The 20301-nt window shown below is 37.5% G+C and carries 20 protein-coding genes; 12 read left to right on the top strand and 8 right to left on the bottom strand.

The window, feature by feature from the left end; all coding sequences use genetic code 11:
• Nucleotides 1–124 precede the first annotated feature (124 nt).
• The 3 genes from DIZ80_03805 (at nt 125) to DIZ80_03815 (ending at nt 2649) form a co-directional block, all read left to right on the top strand.
• Nucleotides 125–493, top strand: coding sequence for a hypothetical protein (locus tag DIZ80_03805; GenBank protein RDH84603.1), 369 nt, complete (start codon nt 125–127; stop codon nt 491–493).
• Between the two features lie 210 nt (nt 494–703).
• The gene (locus DIZ80_03810) at nt 704–1144 is read left to right on the top strand and encodes a hypothetical protein (protein ID RDH84604.1); all 441 of its coding nucleotides are present in this window, start codon (nt 704–706) and stop codon (nt 1142–1144) included.
• A 5-nt stretch (nt 1145–1149) separates the two neighbouring features.
• Nucleotides 1150–2649 (top strand): hypothetical protein, encoded by a 1500-nt coding sequence (locus tag DIZ80_03815; GenBank protein RDH84605.1) that lies wholly within the window; start codon nt 1150–1152, stop codon nt 2647–2649.
• A 14-nt stretch (nt 2650–2663) separates the two neighbouring features.
• Here the strand turns inward: DIZ80_03815 and DIZ80_03820 are convergent, their stop codons facing one another.
• Nucleotides 2664–2882 carry a DUF2835 domain-containing protein gene (locus DIZ80_03820; GenBank protein ID RDH84606.1) on the bottom strand — a complete coding sequence of 73 codons (219 nt, stop codon included), beginning with the start codon at nt 2880–2882 and terminating at the stop codon, nt 2664–2666.
• A 93-nt stretch (nt 2883–2975) separates the two neighbouring features.
• On the bottom strand, nt 2976–3461 hold the full coding sequence (locus tag DIZ80_03825) for a YajQ family cyclic di-GMP-binding protein (GenBank protein RDH84607.1): 486 nt from the start codon (nt 3459–3461) through the stop codon (nt 2976–2978).
• Between the two features lie 51 nt (nt 3462–3512).
• Here DIZ80_03825 and DIZ80_03830 point away from each other — a divergent pair, with 51 nt between their 5' ends.
• Complete coding sequence (locus DIZ80_03830) at nt 3513–3881, top strand: DUF423 domain-containing protein (GenBank protein ID RDH84608.1); 369 nt, start codon at nt 3513–3515, stop codon at nt 3879–3881.
• Between the two features lie 95 nt (nt 3882–3976).
• Here the strand turns inward: DIZ80_03830 and DIZ80_03835 are convergent, their stop codons facing one another.
• Nucleotides 3977–4726, bottom strand: coding sequence for a tRNA (cytosine(32)/uridine(32)-2'-O)-methyltransferase TrmJ (locus DIZ80_03835; GenBank protein RDH84609.1), 750 nt, complete (start codon nt 4724–4726; stop codon nt 3977–3979).
• Between the two features lie 131 nt (nt 4727–4857).
• Here DIZ80_03835 and DIZ80_03840 point away from each other — a divergent pair, with 131 nt between their 5' ends.
• Nucleotides 4858–5655: an inositol-1-monophosphatase gene (locus tag DIZ80_03840; GenBank protein ID RDH84610.1), complete on the top strand. Its 798-nt coding sequence runs from the start codon at nt 4858–4860 to the stop codon at nt 5653–5655.
• Between the two features lie 145 nt (nt 5656–5800).
• On the opposite strand, the gene DIZ80_03845 is transcribed toward DIZ80_03840, so the two are convergent.
• Complete coding sequence (locus DIZ80_03845) at nt 5801–6043, bottom strand: hypothetical protein (GenBank protein RDH84611.1); 243 nt, start codon at nt 6041–6043, stop codon at nt 5801–5803.
• Between the two features lie 125 nt (nt 6044–6168).
• Entirely contained in the window at nt 6169–6996 is an 828-nt protein-coding gene (locus DIZ80_03850) for a hypothetical protein (GenBank protein RDH84612.1), read from the bottom strand.
• Between the two features lie 283 nt (nt 6997–7279).
• Here DIZ80_03850 and DIZ80_03855 point away from each other — a divergent pair, with 283 nt between their 5' ends.
• Nucleotides 7280–8341 (top strand): 23S rRNA (cytidine(2498)-2'-O)-methyltransferase RlmM, encoded by a 1062-nt coding sequence (locus DIZ80_03855; protein RDH84613.1) that lies wholly within the window; start codon nt 7280–7282, stop codon nt 8339–8341.
• 722 nt (nt 8342–9063) lie between these two features.
• The gene (locus DIZ80_03860; protein ID RDH84614.1) at nt 9064–9543 is read left to right on the top strand and encodes a hypothetical protein; all 480 of its coding nucleotides are present in this window, start codon (nt 9064–9066) and stop codon (nt 9541–9543) included.
• 84 nt (nt 9544–9627) lie between these two features.
• Here DIZ80_03860 and DIZ80_03865 read toward each other — a convergent pair whose 3' ends face one another.
• Together DIZ80_03865 and DIZ80_03870 are read right to left on the bottom strand one after the other, a co-directional pair.
• Entirely contained in the window at nt 9628–10248 is a 621-nt protein-coding gene (locus tag DIZ80_03865) for a hypothetical protein (GenBank protein RDH84615.1), read from the bottom strand.
• A gap of 414 nt (nt 10249–10662) precedes the next feature.
• The gene (locus DIZ80_03870) at nt 10663–11529 is read right to left on the bottom strand and encodes a ribosome biogenesis GTPase YlqF (protein RDH85028.1); all 867 of its coding nucleotides are present in this window, start codon (nt 11527–11529) and stop codon (nt 10663–10665) included.
• 105 nt (nt 11530–11634) lie between these two features.
• On the opposite strand from DIZ80_03870, the gene DIZ80_03875 reads away from it, so the two are divergent.
• Together DIZ80_03875 and DIZ80_03880 are read left to right on the top strand one after the other, a co-directional pair.
• Nucleotides 11635–13038, top strand: coding sequence for a malate:quinone oxidoreductase (locus DIZ80_03875; GenBank protein ID RDH84616.1), 1404 nt, complete (start codon nt 11635–11637; stop codon nt 13036–13038).
• 153 nt (nt 13039–13191) lie between these two features.
• On the top strand, nt 13192–13599 hold the full coding sequence (locus DIZ80_03880) for a hypothetical protein (protein ID RDH84617.1): 408 nt from the start codon (nt 13192–13194) through the stop codon (nt 13597–13599).
• Nucleotides 13600–13739: 140 nt separating this feature from the next.
• Here the strand turns inward: DIZ80_03880 and DIZ80_03885 are convergent, their stop codons facing one another.
• Nucleotides 13740–14870, bottom strand: coding sequence for a hypothetical protein (locus DIZ80_03885; protein ID RDH84618.1), 1131 nt, complete (start codon nt 14868–14870; stop codon nt 13740–13742).
• A gap of 220 nt (nt 14871–15090) precedes the next feature.
• Between DIZ80_03885 and DIZ80_03890 the strand changes: the two genes are divergently transcribed.
• The 3 genes from DIZ80_03890 (at nt 15091) to DIZ80_03900 (ending at nt 20178) form a co-directional block, all read left to right on the top strand.
• A complete protein-coding gene (locus DIZ80_03890) occupies nt 15091–15909 on the top strand; it encodes an AAA family ATPase (protein ID RDH84619.1) in 819 nt (272 codons plus the stop codon).
• A gap of 9 nt (nt 15910–15918) precedes the next feature.
• Complete coding sequence (locus DIZ80_03895; protein RDH84620.1) at nt 15919–18039, top strand: hypothetical protein; 2121 nt, start codon at nt 15919–15921, stop codon at nt 18037–18039.
• Between the two features lie 111 nt (nt 18040–18150).
• Nucleotides 18151–20178 (top strand): hypothetical protein, encoded by a 2028-nt coding sequence (locus DIZ80_03900; protein RDH84621.1) that lies wholly within the window; start codon nt 18151–18153, stop codon nt 20176–20178.
• Nucleotides 20179–20301: the final 123 nt, after the last annotated feature.

Genomic DNA, 20301 nt, shown 5'->3' on the forward strand with positions numbered 1-20301 from the left:
ATTTTGCACCCGCTAATTGAGGCACATCAAAACCAGCAGGCCAATCAGTTAAAAAACCATTCTTCCCCGTCTATACTACAATGTACATTTAAAGATACTTTTAGAAAATTGACGGAGAGTATAGATGTCTAAATCAGTAGAGCGCCGCACCCAATGCCGTGTTTCCAATATAGACAATGCGGATGAAACTAAAAAAAGCCTTATTATCAATATTTCTGCTGGAGGAGCAGGGCTTTTAATTTCAAAAAGCATTGAAGGCGTATCAGGTAAAGTATGCATGAAAATATTACACCCGGAACTATCCAGGCTTGAAGAGTTTGATATTGACGCCGGTGTAGTCTGGATCGATGAAGAAGAATCAGCTGATTTTCGTAAAATCGGTGTGCAGTTTACTGGCATGGATGAAGAGTCACAAAAAAACGTTTCTCATGCAATTGACTGGCTAGGTTTAAAAGACCACCATTTCTTACGTTGTGAGATTACAGAGTATTAGAGATACCTTTAAGGAACAGTCAATAATTGAATTTACACTCGTATTGGAATGAATAATGTTTATTCTACTCCCTGGTACTTTAAAAGCTGTTTTTCATATATTTCGATGGCCCTTAATTTAATTATTACTAAAACATTAACTCGCCTCAAACCTTCACAAAGGGCTTTTGAGTGCTACACTTAAATCTATCACTATTTAACTTTTACCCCCATGATATTAAGAATACTACTCATTTTCAGCCTTCAGGTATACTCTGTCGCACGAGCTAATCCCGCTACTTCCGATACCCTTCAGCATGAAGCGCCTGAAGCTATCAAAGGGGTAACAACTCTCTCAGCCAATCAGATTATCAATGAAATAACAGATAACAATACTATCGTATTAATTGACTCACGCTATCCGGCAGATAGAAAACAGGGTTTCATACAGGGTTCAATCCCTTTGCCTGACACTAGTACAAATTGTACAAGCCTCAAACAAAATATAGCCAGCCTGAAACACCCTGTCATTTTTTATTGCAATGGCGTTCGCTGTAAGCGTAGTGAAAATGCCATTAATATTGCTCGTGCATGTGGTTACCAAAAACTATACTGGTTCAGAGGGGGCTTCGACGAGTGGCTAGCCAATGAATACCCCTATGCAAAAGAATAATAATCATGCTTCAACATACGGGTTTCAGCCTTAAAAAAAATCTTATTTTCACGCTGCTTATATTAGGTGGAATAGGTATATTTCTTGTTTATCTGACTATTAATCAATTTCGAATTTTGACATATGAAAACCAGAAAACAGCAATCGAACATCTGTTAGATATACAAATTTATAACATTACGACTGAAGCAATCACAACAGCCAAAGAACTCGCCCTGTCAGTACAACAGGATCTTGATTTTCAGCATGCTATGAAATTCAAAAACATTAACACTCTGGATAAGCATATACAGGCTCAACAGAATCGCTATTTTGTCACCATGGGATTTCTCAAAATAAAATCTATATTTTTATATGATAAAAAGCTGAATCTTATTACAACCAATTCTAATTCAGTTACTTTATGCCAGACATTTATTAATGAAGCAAAAAACAGACAGGGTGCAAACCGTTCAAAAATAATGGAAGGACGCTGTTTTAAGGATGGGAAACTTTCTTTAAGCATCCTTGTACCTGTTGGCTCGATTTTCAATCAACTTGGGTATATACAGATTATAATTGATCCTGCACATAATTTGCATAAGCTTGAGGAATTTTTCAATTACCCTATCAAATTATCAGATGCAAATGAAAACACCTTATATCAATCAAAAGACTGGAACACACTGGAACAGGCAAAATCAAACATTCATATTATTCGACATTTAACATCCAAAAATCACCCCACTGCTTTAAAAATAGAATTATTAAATAATATGCAGGATTTTGAAAGTCAGTTGAATTATGTTCGTAATACGATGATTATTATATCTATGATTATCATTGTATTCGCTATGTTTATTAGCTTTGTATTTCTAAGGCAATCAACACTAGGCCCATTACAGGAGTTAACAAAAAAAATACACCAGGTAAGGGGCACCAGTCTTGAATCAGATGAAAAAACAGCTGGTTTTAGCAACTACTTAAAAGCGCTGGCCAGTTTTTATGAAGAACTTGATAAACAGGCGACGACAGATTCCTTAACTAACTTACCAAATCGCATTATTTTCAATGATCGTTTAAAAGAATTAATTTTACGCAGTAAACGTAACAAGGAAAAATTTGCATTGATGTTTCTTGATTTAAACGACTTTAAGATAATCAATGATACATATGGTCACATTATTGGCGATCAGTTACTTAAAAAAGTAGTGATGAGGATCCAGTGCTCTTTAAGAGATGCTGACACTGTATGCCGCTTAGGGGGGGATGAATTTACTATATTAATCCCGGGCATCTCACACTATGACGATGCACTCGTGATCGCTAAAAAAATAACTGAATGCCTAAGTAATCCTTATGATATAAAGGGTCAGACAATTAACTCAGGTGCGAGCATTGGTATTGCCATTTACCCAGACCACCATAAAAAAGCAGATGACCTGATTAATATTGCCGATGAGGCCATGTATCACGCGAAAGAGAATTCTCTAGGTTTTCACCTTCCCAACATTTCACAGCATTAAAAATATTTAATATTTTAAATTCGCCGCAAGCTAACTAGTTTACTCTGATCATTAAACACAACTTCAAAACGCCCATGAATTCCGTCATGCATAACAAACTGTTTCAGGTTTACTGCGGGAAATTTTAATGAACGGCCATCTTCTGCATGCACACGCACAAATTTTGCATGACCTGCGTAGTAGGCCTGATATTTCTCAGATGAAATACTGAGTGAGAAACGCATTTTTTGCATAAAATTTTACTATTTTTTGTAGAAGCGAGCTTTAGCTTACTATTGGGCTACTAACCATCGTCAGCTAAAGCTGACTCCCACAGGGGGTTTATATTAATCTCTAAAATTATTAAACTGCAAGGCCATCTCAAGTTTATCTGATGCTTTTAATGAAGCCATTACCTGCTGCAAATCATCACGTTTTTTACCGGTTATACGTACCTGTTCACCCTGAATAGCAGCCTGAACTTTAACTTTCATTTCTTTAACCAGCTTAACAATCTTTTTAGCATCTTCCTTTTCTATACCCTGCTTTACCGTTATATCCTGATAGGCGCGTTTGCCACGTGGCTCTGCTTTGCCTTTTTCAAGACAGCGAATATCAATATTACGCTTCCCTAGTTTTGTATAAATTATGGGTGATATCTGTTTTAACTGGAACTCATTCTCTGCTTCAATTTTTATGACAGAATCTTTTAATTCAATTTTTGCATTTGAACCCTTAAGGTCAAAACGGGTGCTCACTTCACGAACAGCCTGGTCAATTGCATTACTTAACTCATGCGTATCAACTTCAGATACCACATCAAATGATGGCATTTAAATTCTCCTGTTATACTTAGTGTCTGATTTTATGGATTACCAGTAAAAATGTATAGACAATTTATTATTGCAGGCGCAATAAATGCCCTTATCGCTGTAGCATTGGGCGCTTTTGCAGCTCATGGTTTAAAACAAAGCCTGAACGTTTATGAGTTAAGCATCTGGCAAACCGCTGTGGATTATCAGATGGCGCATGCTTTGGGTTTGCTGCTAATCGGATTGATAGCAAACAGCCTTAAAATAAATTTAAATAAACCCGGATGGATTATGCTCAGCGGAATTGTGCTGTTTTCAGGCAGTTTATATGTGTTGAGCCTGACTGGAATTAAGGCACTGGGTATGGTTACGCCATTTGGTGGGGTGTGTTTTCTGATAGCTTGGGGCTGGTTAGTTGTTTCTGTTTATAAGCAAAAATAATTACTCCGAACAACACTTGATGGTATCAATAAGGGGACGGAGCTCAAAAAGCGAGTTCCATCCCCGATGGAGATGCACCTGAACAATGTAATGGATCACTTCTCCGGCGTCTGCGTCCTTCGCCCCTGCGCATAAGATAATATACCGCGCATTATCTGGACTTCTCTTAACGTTGGTCTTGCCCTGCCATATAAACATCTCAGCTTGCGCATAATATGTTCCGGATTACGCTTACCAAAAAAATTCAAATCTGACAGTGCATCCATATAATGGTTATACATACCCTCTAACTGATCATTCGTAGCCAGTTCATCTTTTTCATCAACTGATGCCACCTGTTTAGCAGGCTCAACTACATCTTTACGGCTAGCCATCAATATTTCATAACTTAAAACCTGTACGGCCTGCCCCAGATTCAATGAGCTATACGCCTCCCCCGTGGTGATATTTACCAGCGTCTGACACAATTCCAGCTCATCATTAGACAATCCTGAACGTTCCCGCCCAAAAACAAGAGCAACTTCATGCTGCTCGCTTTCATGATGGATAAGCTCACCACACTCCCGACCGTCAACCTGAGGCCATTTAACCGAGCGTAAACGCGCTGTTGTTCCACAGACAAAACTACAGCCTTTTAACGCCTCGGCTAATGTATCAACAACCACGGCATTTTTAAGCACATCTGTTGCGGAAGAGGCCAGCTGAGAGGCTTCAAAAGAAGGGAAATTTTTAGGCTCTACCAAATAGAGCCGTGTTATACCCATGTTTTTCATGGCTCTGGCAGCAGAACCAATATTTCCAGGATGGTGCGTATTAACCAGAACGATACGAATATTATCTAACATTGAAAACTATCATTATGAAAAAACGACATGATACCGATTTAATTATCACATGGGCAGCCATTTTGAGCAGAAATCATAGTTAATTTCTGCTATCATCTGCGCCCTCCGAACTGCTGTGAAGACCGTCAACTATGCATCCCATGTTAAATATCGCTACTGCTGCTGCCCGAGACGCGGGTAATATCATCCTGCGCAACATCGACAAGCTCGATCGCATTAAAATTGAAGTTAAAGCACAAAATGATTTTGTGACTCAGGTTGACCGAAAAGCTGAAGAAGTTATCATCGAAGCATTACAGAAAGCTTATCCTGATCATGGTATTTTAGCAGAAGAAAGCGGTGTTTTTAACGAAGATAGCGACTATAAATGGATTATTGATCCATTAGATGGCACGACTAATTTCCTCCACGGTTTTCCCCAGTACGCAGTATCCATTGGCCTGCAACTTAAAGGACGCATGGAAGTAGCCGTGGTATTTGACCCGATTAAAAATGAATTATTCACCGCTTCTCGCGGAGATGGCGCACAGCTAAACGGCAAACGTATCCGCGTTACTGATCATAAAGGCATTAAAGGCTCTCTTTTAGGTACTGGTTTTCCATTTAAATACCCTCAGCATTTAGATACTTATCTTGAAACATTCAAGGCTGTGCACCCACAGGCAGCCGGTATTCGACGCGCAGGTTCTGCCGCACTTGATTTGGCATATGTAGCAGCAGGTCGCCTGGATGGCTTCTGGGAAATTGGCCTGAGCCCCTGGGATATGGCAGCAGGTGTATTACTGGTACGTGAAGCCGGTGGAATTATCACTGATTTTAGTGGTGAAGGTAACTATCTGGAAACGGGTAATGTAGTAGCAGGAGCCAATAAGGTTTACCCTGCGCTTTATGAAGCGATTAAGCCCCACCTTACTGACAACTTGAAATAATAGTCATTAGTCTACAGGTTTTTTCTATAATCCTGAGCGTTAGCAAAGGATTATAATTTAATAGCTGCATTATTTTTTCACTACGCCAGATCCTTCGCTGCCGCTCAGGATGACTTCTTTTGAATTGATTTAAAACTTATATGACTTAAGACTTGTTTTCTTCCCACTCGGCTTTCGTATAAGCTTTAATGCCTAATGCATGTAACTCACCCGTCTGAATCAAATGATTCACCGTCGCATAAACCATTTTCTGCTCAGCCAGCATGGTTTTACCTTCAAATGCATCACTAATAACAATCGCCTCAAGATTACAACCTTCACCGGAAATAATCGCCTGAGCGCCTTCTACACCGTCTTCAATTAACTTTTTTACATCTTCAGCTGACATTTTAAACTCGAACTATTTATTGGATGTAGGATATTACACCGCCCATACGATATTTCAACCAGTCTCAAAAAATGGATATAAGCTAACTTCGGAGCGCTCACAACAATCTGCAAACCTTACACCTGTCAAATACCTTTCAGTGGATCAGCAATTAATGGTGAATACCCCTTCTCCATTCTACGCTTATCAACGGATTTACGTATCAACTGGATTAAATTATTCACCGGGCACATTCGGGTAAACGTCATAAGAATTAACTGAGTTCGATTACTGACCTTAAACTTTTTAAACAACCTGCCCAGATGTAATTTTACCCCCTGTTCTGAAAGATGCATGGTACTGGCAATTTGCTTAGTCGGCATACCTTCCATTACCAGATGAAATACATCTGCCTCTCGTCGAGTTAGTTTGTATTGTAAATCTTCAATTCTATTTTTTACCTCCTGCTCCATTACCTGCTCAATCTCTATCGCATTGTGTATAAGTTCACCCATTACCTGACGATTAATCCAGTAGCCACCCAAACTCACTTCACGAATAGACATCGTCAGATCATACTGCGTCATACTACTATCAATAAATCCCCGCACACCAGAGCGAATCATTTTTCGCATATCAGATTCATCTACATGATTTCCAAAAATCATGATACGAATATCAGGTGATATATTTTTATAATCTGCAAACAATAAATCAATAGAAGTACCGGTCACTAACATCGGCTCAACAATACTTTGATGCACCAGTAATACATCCGGGTTTGACACTTTAAAATGCATTAAATCAACCACATCATCCAGACAACAGGTAACATGGTAATGGGTGTTTTGAGATAAAAGATTAATCAATCCATCTGTATAGATTTCATGATGCGAAAGAACATACAAGCTGACATGATCATTTTTTAACGCAACCGATTCAATATCAGCTTGAGGTTTTCCTGCTGAAAGCATGGCAATACCTCTGATTTTTGTAACATCCAGTAAAAAGTAATAATATAATTTTTTTATTTCTGCATTCAGTTTATGAACAAGCTATTAAAATGCAACTTTGAGCCTCATATATTTATGCTATTCGCACCAGAACTATACTATCAGCTAAGTCACTGATATTTAATTGTGAACTTATGAATAGGTTTTTAACGTATTCAACCTTATACTATTAGCTAATTATAATTTTTTAATTATTCTATATAATAAATACTAATAAGTTTATTTATCTACTCAAGAAGTTAATATGAAACCACTTTGCTGCCTGTTATATTGCCGCCCCGGATTTGAAAAAGAATCTGCCTCTGAAATTATGCAACTGACTCAATCGCATAATATTATGGGATATATCAAAGCAAAACCTGATAGTGGTTATGTCGGATTTTATCCGACATCCCCCATTGATTTAATTGAATTTAATAAATCTATTAAATTCAAAGAAATGATTTTTTCCAGACAGTCTCTATTCGTAAGCGAAATGATTAACACGCTGCCACCCGAAGACAGAATCACTCCCTTACTCACAGCTATTCAAACAATAGACCTTACCTTTAACACTGTATTTCTCGAAACTCCAGATACAAACGAAGGCAAACAGCTAAGCGGCTTCTGTAAAAAATTTACCACGCCTTTAACAATTGCATTAGAACGAAAAAGTTTAATTCAAAAAAAAAGTGAATGGAGATTACATCTTTTCTTTTTAAGTTCTAGCGCTGTATACATAGGAATTAGCCACATAAGAAATAGCTCAACTGAAGTTATGGGCATTAAACGATTACGTTTTCCAAAAATGGCACCCAGTCGTTCCACCTTAAAACTCGAAGAAGCATTTAAAACCATGCTCAGCGAAAAACAACAACAGGATTATTTGAAAAATGGAATGACTGCAGTAGACCTTGGCGCCTGCCCAGGTGGATGGACATGGCAACTTGTTAACAGAGGAATTCGCGTAAACGCTATTGATAACGGAGCCATGGACAAAGCATTAATGGATAGCGGTATTGTAAAAGAAATTAAAGCTGATGGTTTTAAATATTTACCTGAAACCCCCGTAGACTGGCTAGTTTGTGACATGGTTGAACGCCCTATGCACATAACACGCCTAATGACCCGATGGCTTACAGATGGACATTGTAAGTATGCTGCATTTAATTTAAAACTTCCCATGAAAAAACGCTATGACATGGTAATGGACTGCAAGAATTACATCTCGGAGGAATTAGACCGGCTAAATATTTCCTACAATATAAACATAAAACACTTATACCATGACCGCGAAGAAGTTACCTGCATAGTCTTATTAACCTGAAAACATTCAAACTCTTCCCCAAACGCTGAGACCATTGCTAATGCTATAACTTTTACCTTTAAAATGAAAAAAGCAACATCTTATAAAATTGAAAACACGGTTTCACAAACAAAAAAATCGCCTCAGCTGAAGCGATTTTTTTAAAATTACTCAATCACCTTTATACACACCCGCAAGCATGCATTAGACAACTACATAAACTGGATCCAGATCAATATAGCCGCAGATGCTATCGCAACAATTGATACAGCTAACACACCGCAAAAAGTACACACACCACCAATTTCTTTCACTACACTACTCATAACATTAAACCCCTATTTATCATTTAAATTTAAATTAACAAAAACCACCTGCAACAACCGAGCATCCCTTCAAGATCCACAGGTAATATATATCAAATAAATACATAACAATCTAAATAACTGTTTTTATCCACTATATAATACATTTATAGACAAAATCCGTATCGATTATATTCTATATATATCAATAAGTTAACACGCAATATTACCTTATAATTAATTACTCATAATTTATAATTAATTCTTTACGATCATAAGATAACCCTACTTATAATCACAAAATAATGATGTTAATAAAACATTATATTTAAAAATATTCATTAAACACATAAAAATATTTCCAATTGATATAAGTCACATCTATAAATATTAAAACGAATACTATATAAGAAAACACTAATACGAGGTTAACAGGCAATGAATGAAACAAAAAAACTACTTGCAGAAAAAGCATATGTTAAAGCCGTTAAATATGAAGTTGATTACGGATGCTGCCCCCAATGCGTATTAGCAACCGTTCAGGAAACCATCGGCATTATTGATGACCAGACTATCAAAGCCAGTCACGGTTTATCTGGAGGCGGCGGTTTGTTAGGCCAGGGTACCTGTGGAGCTTTAACTGGTGGCTTAATGGCTCTCAGCGCAAAGAAAGGACGAGACAGGAATAAACTCGAAAAAGGAAAATTTATTAATAACTTTAAAAACGGTAAAGAACTTGTAGAAAAATTTGAGGAAGAGTTCGGGGGTATTACCTGCGAGGACCTGCAAAAAAAGTTTACCGGACGCACATATGATATGTGGGATGCTAAGCAATACCAGCAGTTTGATAAAGATAGAGGAAACCAGTGCGCGCATGCCACCGGTACTGTTACACGATGGGTAATTGAAATGATGTAACATTGATTACTCATTACACTTAAATAAACCGATCAAAAAATACGGGCAGAAGAACCACCTGTATTTTTTAAACAACTATTGAATTCATTTTCGATTATGAAATCCCATAAAACCAAAAAAACCAAGACCAAAAAGCATTAAAGGCAATGCTGGAGGAACAGGTACAGCTGCAAATGAATATGTCTCTGCGCTAAAACCACGCCCATCACCTACGCCATGAAATGCAAAGTCATCTAAACCACCGAATGCCCATAATAAATAGTATTCACCTATAGATAAATCGAAATCATTTATATCACCCGTAGAGAGCAAACGGGATAACTCCATTGTTGTAGTACCACCCACTTCTGTAGATGACTCTATCGTAAAATCCTGAGATGCATCCACTGGTGGACCACTAAAACCATCAAATGCAAAACCATCATAGCCATACGCTCCTCCATCAAAACCACCCAGAAATACATCTGTATTAGCCATTAACTGATCAAAAGAAAAACCAATACCAATCCAGCCGGTACTCGTATTACTTATTTCCATCTGCAATAAATTTCCTGCACAAACATCCCAGCTTATTTCAAAACCAGTACCGCTTGAGAATGAATTAGCATAACCACCTGGTGAACAAGATGCAGAGTATGATGTATTAACTGATAGACTGAGGGGGACGACACATAAAGCAATCGCTATTTTTCTAGAAATATTCATATTAGATCCTACCTTTTACAGATTTATCATTTTTAAAATTCAAATTTCATAAATGAAATCGAAAGTCACACTTTCAGAGCTCCCGTCCATATCATATAAACGATAACTCTTTGATGTTAGATAGTTTGTATTTACAAACATTTACGCTGTTATTTACAAAATTAAACTGTAAATAAAATTGAAATAGATCTTGATTATGTACTTAGCTTTAATAACAAAACTTATAATGAGATATTCATGGTACTCCAGCTATAGAGTATTGTAAAACCCTGCATTGACTCGGATCAATAAAGAACCACTAACCTCATAAAACCAATTTATTAATAGCCATTAATATAAATTATTATTAATTTATAAAATTTACGAGAATTTAACCAGTAATATTTAATAAGCACATGTAATTCTTAACTATAGTTATAAACTGCTTCTCATTTCATCCAGTTCTGCGTGAATCATACCCGGTGTTTCCAGACTCATTTCACCTATTAGTTTGGCACGAAACTCATTGAGTAATATTTCTGAAACTTTGTGTAAATTCACTACTCCGCCCGCCTGCAGACAACCACGTTTTTTAGCAATGGTTTCTAAAACACCCATTGCATCCTCAGGTATATCATCAAGCTTATAACGATTAAGCAATAATGATTTATACGCTGAAGAAAAATAACCCGCTGCATATAACGCAACATCTTCATATTCCATCGCTGTACTTTTTATTGCACCAGTAATAGCCAGTCTATAACCACTATTAATATTATGAATTTTAGGCCACAAAAAACCCGGCGTATCCATTAACTCGATACCATTATCCAGAATGATTTTTTGCTGCCGTTTGGTGATAGCTGGCTCATCCCCCACTTTTGCAATAAACCGTCCAGCAAGAGTATTTATAACTGTAGATTTACCCACATTAGGAATACCCATAATCAGCACACGTATCGGTTTAACCGATACATTCCTTTCAGGAAAAAACTGACGGCACATTTTCAATGTCTGTTTTATTTTAGCGGGTTGCTCCTGTGTTACAGCAAGTGCTTTAATATTTCGTGATTCCTGAAAATGATCTATCCATAACTGTGTAATACTGGCATCCGCCAGATCAGATTTATTAAGCAATTTGATGCACGGTTTATCACCACGCAGCTCAGCAATCAACGGATTTTCAGAGCTATAAGGAATACGTGCGTCCAGTACTTCTATAATTAGATCAATTTTAGGCATGACCTTTTTGATCTCTTTACGCGCCTTGTGCATGTGCCCCGGGAACCACTGAATTGCCATAAAACTATCCATTAACATTTGATTAGCCGCATTTTAACCCAAAACAGCATCAAACTAGGCTAAAATTCATCTTAATTATTAATAACTCTCACCCACTGGAAACCTATGTCAAACCAGTACGATCTGTTAATTATTGGTGCCGGTGTTTCCGGTAGTGCACTGCTTTATCTCACCACCAAATATACAAATATTCAACATATCGGAGTTATTGAAAAATATTCAGCACCTGCTCGTGTCAACTCGTTATCCAGCAATAACAGCCAGACGTTGCACTGTGGCGACATCGAAACAAATTATAGTCTGGATAAAGCACTGAAAGTTCAACGCGCAGCCAGCATGTTACGCAATTATGCTGTGGCGCAGCCAGATGCTCATCACATCATATTTAAATACTCAAAAATGGTACTTGGTGTAGGCAAAAAAGAATGTGATCTTTTAAAACAACGATTCAAGCTCTTCAGCCCACACTACCCTTATTTAAAGCTTCTTGATAAAAAAGCCATAGCCCGCATCGAGCCCAATGTGGCGATGAATAATCACAAATTTCGAGAAGATGAAATAATTGCTCTGGGTTCAACCGATGAATATACCGCTGTCAATTTCGAAGCCCTGTCCCGCTCTTTTGTCAGACAGGCAGAAATTATCGCAAATGAGCACCCTGAGAAATCCATCGACCTTCATTACAATGAATATGTAGATCATATTAAAATCGATAAACACGGTTTTATTGTTGAAACAAACGGTGTCTGTTATCGAACTAAATCTCTTGTTGTCTGCGCCGGTGGCCACAGCCTTAAGCTGGCTCATGATATGGGTTATGGACACCACTATTCAGTACTCCCAATTGCCGGTAGTTATTATTTCACCCCACACGTTTTAAATGGCAAGGTTTATACCGTTCAAAACGATGCACTGCCTTTTGCAGCAATTCATGGTGACCCTGACGTTCTCGTACCGGGTGCAACTCGATTTGGCCCAACAGCACTAGTCCTGCCAATACTTGAGCGGTATAACTTAAAAACCCTGCCAGATTTTCTTCAGGTTTTTCGGTTCGACAGTCGTGTAGCTAAAGTGCTATGGGATTTATTAAAAGTAAGCGACATTAGAAACTATATGTTTAAAAATATGCTTTTTGAAATTCCTTTTATACGAAAAGTTCTTTTCTTAAAAGATGTTCGAAAAATAATCCCTTCATTAAATTTAAGAGATTTAAAGTTCGCTAATAAAGTTGGCGGTATTCGGCCTCAGTTAATAGATAAAGATCGTTGCGAATTATTAATGGGTGAAGCAAAAATAGATTCCGGTATCGGGGGAATTTTCAATATGACACCTTCACCCGGTGGCACATCCTGCATCGAAAATGCCGAAATTGATATGCGTACCATTGTAAAACATCTTGGCGCCACAATTGATGAAGATGCACTTCAAAAAGACCTGCTTGTTGATGATGTTAAACATAATGCAGATGATTTTGCCGGGGTAGTAATTAGCGGTGATAATGCAAATTAACACTTCATATGTAGCAACCCACAGACATTAGAATATCGCCAACATCTTATAAATCATGTAATTGATGTGAAGCAATAACAAAAACAGCAGCCTTAACTAGGCTCTTAATTAAGAATATTTTTCTCTTAACTTTACGAAGAAATGGAGCAAAAAATGACACTTAAAGAAGAGCTTCTTCAGGAAAATCAGGGTATATCCAATACCATTGAAATACTCGCACACTTACTTAATCATAATGAATTACGTAAAAATCCCGTTTTTTGCAACTTATTAAAAGATTTCTCAAGCTCTGTTAATGAGCACTTAAATCATGAAGGACGAACCGCAATTAAAGAGCTATTACCACAAAATGATAATGGTGCTCACGAAGTGGCTGTGCAGTTTATAAATAACACCAACCAGTTAACAGGCATTATGAAGTCATATGCCAAGCACTGGTGTAATGTGCCTCATGATTTTTCAAGTAATGAAGCCTTTGTGGAAGAGACAAAAAACATTTTTCATCTAGTGACGAAACGTATAAATCTGGAAGAGGATAAACTGTTTCCGTATATAAATTAATAATTTTATAAAATACATTATTAACGAACTATATTATTACATTCTCTGTCTGGAATCAGTTTTTACCTTTAGGATTTTCTGTGCATAACCGGCAGAGACAAGAATAAACTTATCTTTTTAGGAGTAGATAATATTTTATTTCAGGTATCATCAATAATACTTTTAATATAATTTTTTACCGGGAGATCAACATCCAGTTTTAATAAATCTAACATATCAGTCAGTAAAGACTTAATTGCCTTTTCCGGCTGTTCTATTAACGCATTTTCTTTTGCCACCTCAATCAACTCCTCTAACTGAGACAATACATTGATTGCAGGTGCGGGACTAAACCCTCCACCAGAACGTGATGCTACTGAATCATCAATCAATTCTGTTCGTTGATAAGTCTGCATTACTTCAACATAAGTACTTTGCTGAAAATCTAAAGCAAAACTTTTCAATTCTTTATTATCAATACCCAGTTCCATTGCTGAATTAAATGCGGCCTGCACATCACCATTAAAAAACTGATTTGCTAAATCACCTACATTATTCAACAGTTCATTAATTGCCTGCTTCTCACCTTCATCAATATTACCCTGCACGCTAAACTGAAAAGAAGCTGATGAAATATTTGAATACTCAAATGAGGCTGATTCACCCTGTTGATTACTGCTATATTGCTGACTTGAAGCCGACTCAATAAACGCAGAATAACTCACTTCCACTTTATCACCATCCTGAGTAACTATTTCAATAGTAGCCTGACTACTCTGTTTGAACTGACTTGTTAAAGAGCCACTTTCTGAAATTATCCGGCCTATCTGTTGTTGTCGTGGAGTATCAATCGTTGTACTTCCAATACTCTCCAAACCCTTAAAAACCAGTGATTCTGTTTCATCAATCTGTGCAGCAATTTCATCTGTCATCTGAGGCATAGCACTTAGTATCTCTCTAGCCTCTTCAAATCCCTGACTTATACCCTCTTTCGCCTGTTGCAACATACTCTGCGCTTCAAGCTCACTACCAGCCCTTTGATTAATTGCCGTTTCTACAAAACCCAGAATACGATCTGCAACGGCCTTGGGGGTAAAGTCAGCAGTATTTACCTGATTCACCGGTGCAAACCCGGAGAGTTTTTTATTAAGCTGGTTTTCCAGTAATTCAACTGGCGATTTAGATGGTGCTGAATGTTGAGAATAACCTTGTTTAAATTCAGGTTTATTTAAGGCGTGCAAATCTAACCCATTACCCGAACCGAATCCAGTGCCGTTAAATAGAGTATTCATGATGACGTCCTTCTGATCTATTATTTTGGTAAATAACGATTTCAGACATTGCAGTAAATAAGAGAGATAATTGTCATTTTAATTGCTTTCTAATTATCTATATCGGCTTACTATTGTATTTCTTAAGCACCACCTGTAAATTCATGACGAATAGAAAAAATAACCAGTTTTCAAACAGTAACCAGCTAAAATTTCTGCCTGTTTGCCCCCGGAGCCATTAATGAACGACATTGCCAAATCCCTCAAGCCAGAAGAATGCTTTATTACAGACGAGCCTTACTATGAAGCGGTAGGGTCAGAAATAGATATATTCCTGGCCGCATACAAGCAAAAAATACCTATATTGCTTAAGGGACCGACAGGTTGTGGCAAAACCCGTTTTATGGAGCATATGGCCTGGCGCTTAAAAAAAGCCCTGATTACCGTGTCCTGTCATGATGATTTAACCGCATCAGATCTGGTGGGGCGTTTTCTGATATCCGGTGGTGAAACAAAATGGATAGATGGCCCATTGGCACGCTCAGTCAGAAACGGTGCCATCTGTTATTTAGATGAAATTGTTGAAGCCCGTAAGGACACGACTGTAGTTATTCACCCTCTGGCAGATGATCGCCGTGTATTGCCCATGGAAAAAGTAGGTGAAGTGCTTGAAGCAACAGATGATTTTTGTCTGGCAATTTCATATAACCCGGGATACCAGAGCGTACTAAAAGATTTAAAACAAAGCACACGCCAGCGATTTGTAGCACTTGAGTTTGATTATCCGTCTGCCGAACTGGAAACCCGAATCATCAAAACGGAAGCTGACATTGATCAATCATTAGCTGAGCGTCTGGTTAAATTTGCCCATATGACACGAAACCTCAAAGGCAGTGGTCTTGAAGAAGGAGCAAGTACGCGTTTACTGGTACATGCTGCTAAATTAATATCTGCCGGAATCTCTCCAGTTGATGCCTGCCATACATCTATTTCTCAGGCACTGACAGATGACCCAGAAATGCTTGCCGCAATTAATGAACTCAGTTCCTCACTGTTTTAAAATAATACAATGAGTTTACCCCCCTTTACATTTGCAGAAATCGAAGAGCGTTTCGATGATATGTTTGTTGAAGCAAATGAGTCAGTTATACAACACCTGACCCAGTTTGATATTCAAACACAGGATGCTTTGCTGGTGATTGTTGAAAAAGCCGCCAGCACAAATAGCGGTCTTGCATTCCAGTTTTCCAATCGTCTGCAACGTGCAATTGAATTAATGGAAGTTGACACCATTGAGATGTGGCTCGATCAGGCCATTGATGTATTTGACAGCAAAGGCCTTTACGGTGCAATAGAGAAACTGGACGAACTGGAATCAGTAGCCAATCATGCAAAACAGAAACTCACTGGCATTGCCTTTGATGAAGTTTGCAATATGCTTGAGCATTTTGTTGTCGGCCTAAATGGTCGAAAACTTAAAATTGAAAGTGATAAAAAAACCTATACCGATACAGAAACCATTTTCCTCCCTGGCATGGTAAATCGTTTTTCCGAAAAAAATGACAACTTTCAGTTATATAAATGCACTGTGGTTTTTTTATGGGCTCAAAACTGGTTTGGTACCTGGCACAATAATCTAACAGAAACACTGTCACAACATGATGACCCGGCGCTTGCACTGCAATGGTTTCATGTAATGGAAATGATTCGCCTTGATCAAAAAATAAAACACGAATTACCTGGTATACACCGACAAATGCAACGTTTATGTGAACTGGCTGGCCACACCAGAGTCTGCGATATAGAGATTACAGGTTTAGAGAAAAAAAACCTGGAAAAAACCATCACTCTTCAAAGCAGCGTTAAGGATGTACTTAAATTATTACCTCAGGTTGTTCATCAACAGGCTCCCGGGTTAAATTTTTATGCAGGCTGTTTACAGACTGAGCAGGTTGAACTCAGACGTGAAATACGTTTAATAAAAGAAAAGGACTTATTTCGTCAGGCTATAGCACATGTACTAGAAGAGAAAAAAGATAAAAAAGCCAGTGAATTCACCGAAGAAGAAAGACGTGAAATCAGTGCACATGAAATCCCTGACCCTGATATGCCTGAAGGTTTTAAGTATCGGTTAGAGCTTGATGGTCAGTCAATTGAACCGCCTGACGGTGTTGAAAGCTTAATGAGTTCTATAATTCAGGATCTAGGAGAAATTCCTGATGAATATCTGGTCGCCGCAGGAGATGGTAACTACAAAGTAATAGCGGAAGCTGAAAAATCAGAAGATGAAAATGTCTGGGCAGGAACCTATCATGAAGAAGGCGCATATTTACATAAAGAATGGGATTACCGCAGACAAAGATATAAGAAAAACTGGTGTGCACTGCGTGAAGTTAAGCTCACATCGGGTAACACTCGTTTTGTAAAAGATACTGTTAATAAATACGCCGGTTTAATAAAAAATTTACGCCGTACTTTTGAAATATTACGCGGTGAAGATAAAACATTAAAAAAACAGCCTTATGGTGATGATATTGATATTGATGCACTCGTTGAGGCCTGGGCAGATATGGCCAGCGGACTTGAAATGTCACAAAACACCTTCACCAAAATGCATAAAGAAGAACGTAATATCGCCGTAATATTTATGGTCGATATGAGTGGTTCAACCAAAGGATGGATAAATGATGCAGAACGTGAATCACTGGTTCTGTTAAGTGAAGCCCTTGAAACACTGGGTGATCGTTATGCTATTTACGGTTTTACTGGAAACACACGTAAACGCTGCGAAGTTTATCCGGTCAAAACATTTGAGGATGAGTATGATGATGAAACTAAAGGCCGAATAGGCAATATAAAACCTCAGGACTATACTCGTCTCGGGGTATTTATTCGTCACTTCAATCAGATGTTTGAAACAGTTGAAGCTAAAACTAAAATCCTGATTACCTTATCCGATGGCAAACCGGAAGACTATGATGGTTATCGCGGTGAGTATGGTATTGAAGATACCCGAATGGCTCTGCTTGAATCACGACAACAAGGCGTTCACCCCTTTTGCATCACTATCGACAAAGAGGGTCGGGATTATTTAAAAACCATGTATGGCAGTGCCAGTTATGTGGTACTTGATGACGTAAAACAGCTGCCCCTCAAAGTGGCTGATATTTATCGCAATATAACCAGCTGATAAATCAATTAAAATAGTCTATATATTAGTAATAAACAAATCTTGAAATAAATTTATAAGCTTTTGTTTTTAAATGAAAAAAAGACAAGAGTTTATTTTCGAGGCTAGATTATGAAAATATTCAGCAAGCTTTCTCTTCGCAAACAGATATGGGCTGGTTTTATAAGCATAATGCTGCTCATTTTACTCGTTTCATCAATCTCATATTTTAGACTCTTGCAGGTACAAAATCAGGCTACAGGTATTGCTGACTACGCACAACCGGCCATGTTATCCGCTCTAACGCTTAAAGAACATATTCAGTCCACCACCAGTCTTATGGGGCTTTATATAATAAATAAAACACCTGAATATTCTGAAAAATTTACTCATGCTTTGAATACATTAGTAATCTCTCTAAAAAAATACAATGACTTACCTGCAGTTCAACAAGATGTAAATATGCAGAATGAGTCTCTTAAGCTTGAGAAATTAATTAACCAGTTTATTAAACATCAGGAAAAGATTAATTTTCTTAATAAAAACTTTATTGAAAATTACCCTGCAATGAAAATAGCTAATTCTGAAATAAACCCAAGGTATCAGGAAACACTACAGATATTTTCAGAAATGATTGAGTCAGAATTTGATGAAGATGCAACGAATGAACGTCGAGAACATCTTCAACAGATAAATAATTTAAGACAGAACTGGATGAGTATTGTCGCATTATTACGAACATTTCTCGCCAATCCAAATCTTGAACGCACAAATCAGCTAACAATCTATATTGATCAGAATAAAAACATGATGGATGCGCTTAATAAAAACTCTGACTTATTCACCTTTGAACAGGAAGAAGGCATACCAAGACTAAATTTAATATCAGATGAATACTTCAAATACATAAATGTTATTTTTAATATTTTAAAAAACAATAAATGGCGAGAAGACGTGAGTTTAATTAAAAATGAAATAACTCCGTTAATGAATGATATAAGCATTCAAATAGATTCCATGATTGATTATCAAAAATATCAGGTTGAATCTGGAAACAATGAACTTATTTCAAAAACTAAAAACACGTTAAGTTTAATTTCTATTGTATTAATAATTTCACTATTAACTGGTTTTATCACTGCGAAAATAACTTGTAAACAAATCAATACAGTCGTTCTGGAAATCAACAGTATCTTAAAAAACATCCTGAGTGGAGATTTCTCATTACGCATGAATGAAAATCGAGCAGGTGACATTGGTCGTCTGGGGAAAACAGTAAATCAATTCAGCAAAAGTTTGAAATCAATTATCGATGAAATTAGATCTTCCGTGTCAGAATTACACGGCACTTCTAACAACCTGATTTCTGTCACTCAGGTAACAACAGAAAATATACAACAACAAAACAAGGAAACTGAACTCGTCTCAACTGCAGCAGAAGAAATGTCTTTAACATCAGAAGAAGTTGCTAAAAACACATCCGCAGCTTCTGAATCTGCAAAACATGCAGACATTGATACTCAAACCGGATCTGATAAATCTAATGCAGCACTAAATGGAATGAAGCATTTAATACAGAATCTTGATAATTCAGCAAAAGTTATTCATTCTCTGCAGGTAGATACTAATAACATTAGTATGGTACTGGATGTTATCCGTGACATTTCAGATCAGACCAATTTATTAGCCCTTAATGCGGCAATCGAAGCGGCTAGAGCTGGAGAGCAAGGCAGAGGTTTTGCTGTTGTAGCTGATGAAGTACGCACCCTGGCCAGCCGAACACAGGACTCGACAGACCAGATTAAGGAGTTAATAGATAAATTACAACATGGCGCTGATAATGCGGTTACAGTTATGGCTTCATCTATAGACGAAGCAAACAACAATAGCGCCCAGGTGGAAGAAGTTGCAAACTCACTTAACAAGATTAAAGAAGAAATAAATAACATCAATAATGTTTTAGGGCAGGTAGCTACCGCGAGCGCACAGCAAAGCAGCACCTCCCATGAGATAGCTAATAATATCGCCTCTATCAGCACTATTGCAGAAAAAACCTCACTTAGCACAGAGTCCCTTCACACTGCAGAATCAGATCTGGACAAAGTAACAGACAGGCTAGATAACGTTATATCAGTATTTAGAACTCAATTAACAGGTTGATATTTATTGTATTGATATATATCAATACGGTTTTTTCAGTACATTAATATATTAGACCTTACAAATTTAACTACTATTCTGGAAGTTGACACTCAACATTCCGGTTTATTCTCACGGAGTGTT

Source organism: endosymbiont of Galathealinum brachiosum (assembly GCA_003349885.1).
Taxonomy (GTDB): domain Bacteria; phylum Pseudomonadota; class Gammaproteobacteria; order SZUA-229; family SZUA-229; genus SZUA-229.

Coding starts and splice junctions, on each gene's coding strand:
- DIZ80_03855 (RDH84613.1), top strand. CDS start 7,280: ATGAAACCACTTTGCTGCCTGTTATATTGCCGCCCCGGATTTGAAAAA.
- DIZ80_03810 (RDH84604.1), top strand. CDS start 704: ATGATATTAAGAATACTACTCATTTTCAGCCTTCAGGTATACTCTGTC.
- DIZ80_03870 (RDH85028.1), bottom strand. CDS start 11,529: ATGGCAATTCAGTGGTTCCCGGGGCACATGCACAAGGCGCGTAAAGAG.
- DIZ80_03885 (RDH84618.1), bottom strand. CDS start 14,870: ATGAATACTCTATTTAACGGCACTGGATTCGGTTCGGGTAATGGGTTA.
- DIZ80_03820 (RDH84606.1), bottom strand. CDS start 2,882: ATGCAAAAAATGCGTTTCTCACTCAGTATTTCATCTGAGAAATATCAG.
- DIZ80_03865 (RDH84615.1), bottom strand. CDS start 10,248: ATGAATATTTCTAGAAAAATAGCGATTGCTTTATGTGTCGTCCCCCTC.
- DIZ80_03840 (RDH84610.1), top strand. CDS start 4,858: ATGCATCCCATGTTAAATATCGCTACTGCTGCTGCCCGAGACGCGGGT.
- DIZ80_03830 (RDH84608.1), top strand. CDS start 3,513: ATGTATAGACAATTTATTATTGCAGGCGCAATAAATGCCCTTATCGCT.
- DIZ80_03900 (RDH84621.1), top strand. CDS start 18,151: ATGAAAATATTCAGCAAGCTTTCTCTTCGCAAACAGATATGGGCTGGT.
- DIZ80_03815 (RDH84605.1), top strand. CDS start 1,150: ATGCTTCAACATACGGGTTTCAGCCTTAAAAAAAATCTTATTTTCACG.
- DIZ80_03805 (RDH84603.1), top strand. CDS start 125: ATGTCTAAATCAGTAGAGCGCCGCACCCAATGCCGTGTTTCCAATATA.
- DIZ80_03890 (RDH84619.1), top strand. CDS start 15,091: ATGAACGACATTGCCAAATCCCTCAAGCCAGAAGAATGCTTTATTACA.
- DIZ80_03880 (RDH84617.1), top strand. CDS start 13,192: ATGACACTTAAAGAAGAGCTTCTTCAGGAAAATCAGGGTATATCCAAT.
- DIZ80_03850 (RDH84612.1), bottom strand. CDS start 6,996: ATGCTTTCAGCAGGAAAACCTCAAGCTGATATTGAATCGGTTGCGTTA.
- DIZ80_03845 (RDH84611.1), bottom strand. CDS start 6,043: ATGTCAGCTGAAGATGTAAAAAAGTTAATTGAAGACGGTGTAGAAGGC.
- DIZ80_03875 (RDH84616.1), top strand. CDS start 11,635: ATGTCAAACCAGTACGATCTGTTAATTATTGGTGCCGGTGTTTCCGGT.
- DIZ80_03895 (RDH84620.1), top strand. CDS start 15,919: ATGAGTTTACCCCCCTTTACATTTGCAGAAATCGAAGAGCGTTTCGAT.
- DIZ80_03825 (RDH84607.1), bottom strand. CDS start 3,461: ATGCCATCATTTGATGTGGTATCTGAAGTTGATACGCATGAGTTAAGT.
- DIZ80_03835 (RDH84609.1), bottom strand. CDS start 4,726: ATGTTAGATAATATTCGTATCGTTCTGGTTAATACGCACCATCCTGGA.
- DIZ80_03860 (RDH84614.1), top strand. CDS start 9,064: ATGAATGAAACAAAAAAACTACTTGCAGAAAAAGCATATGTTAAAGCC.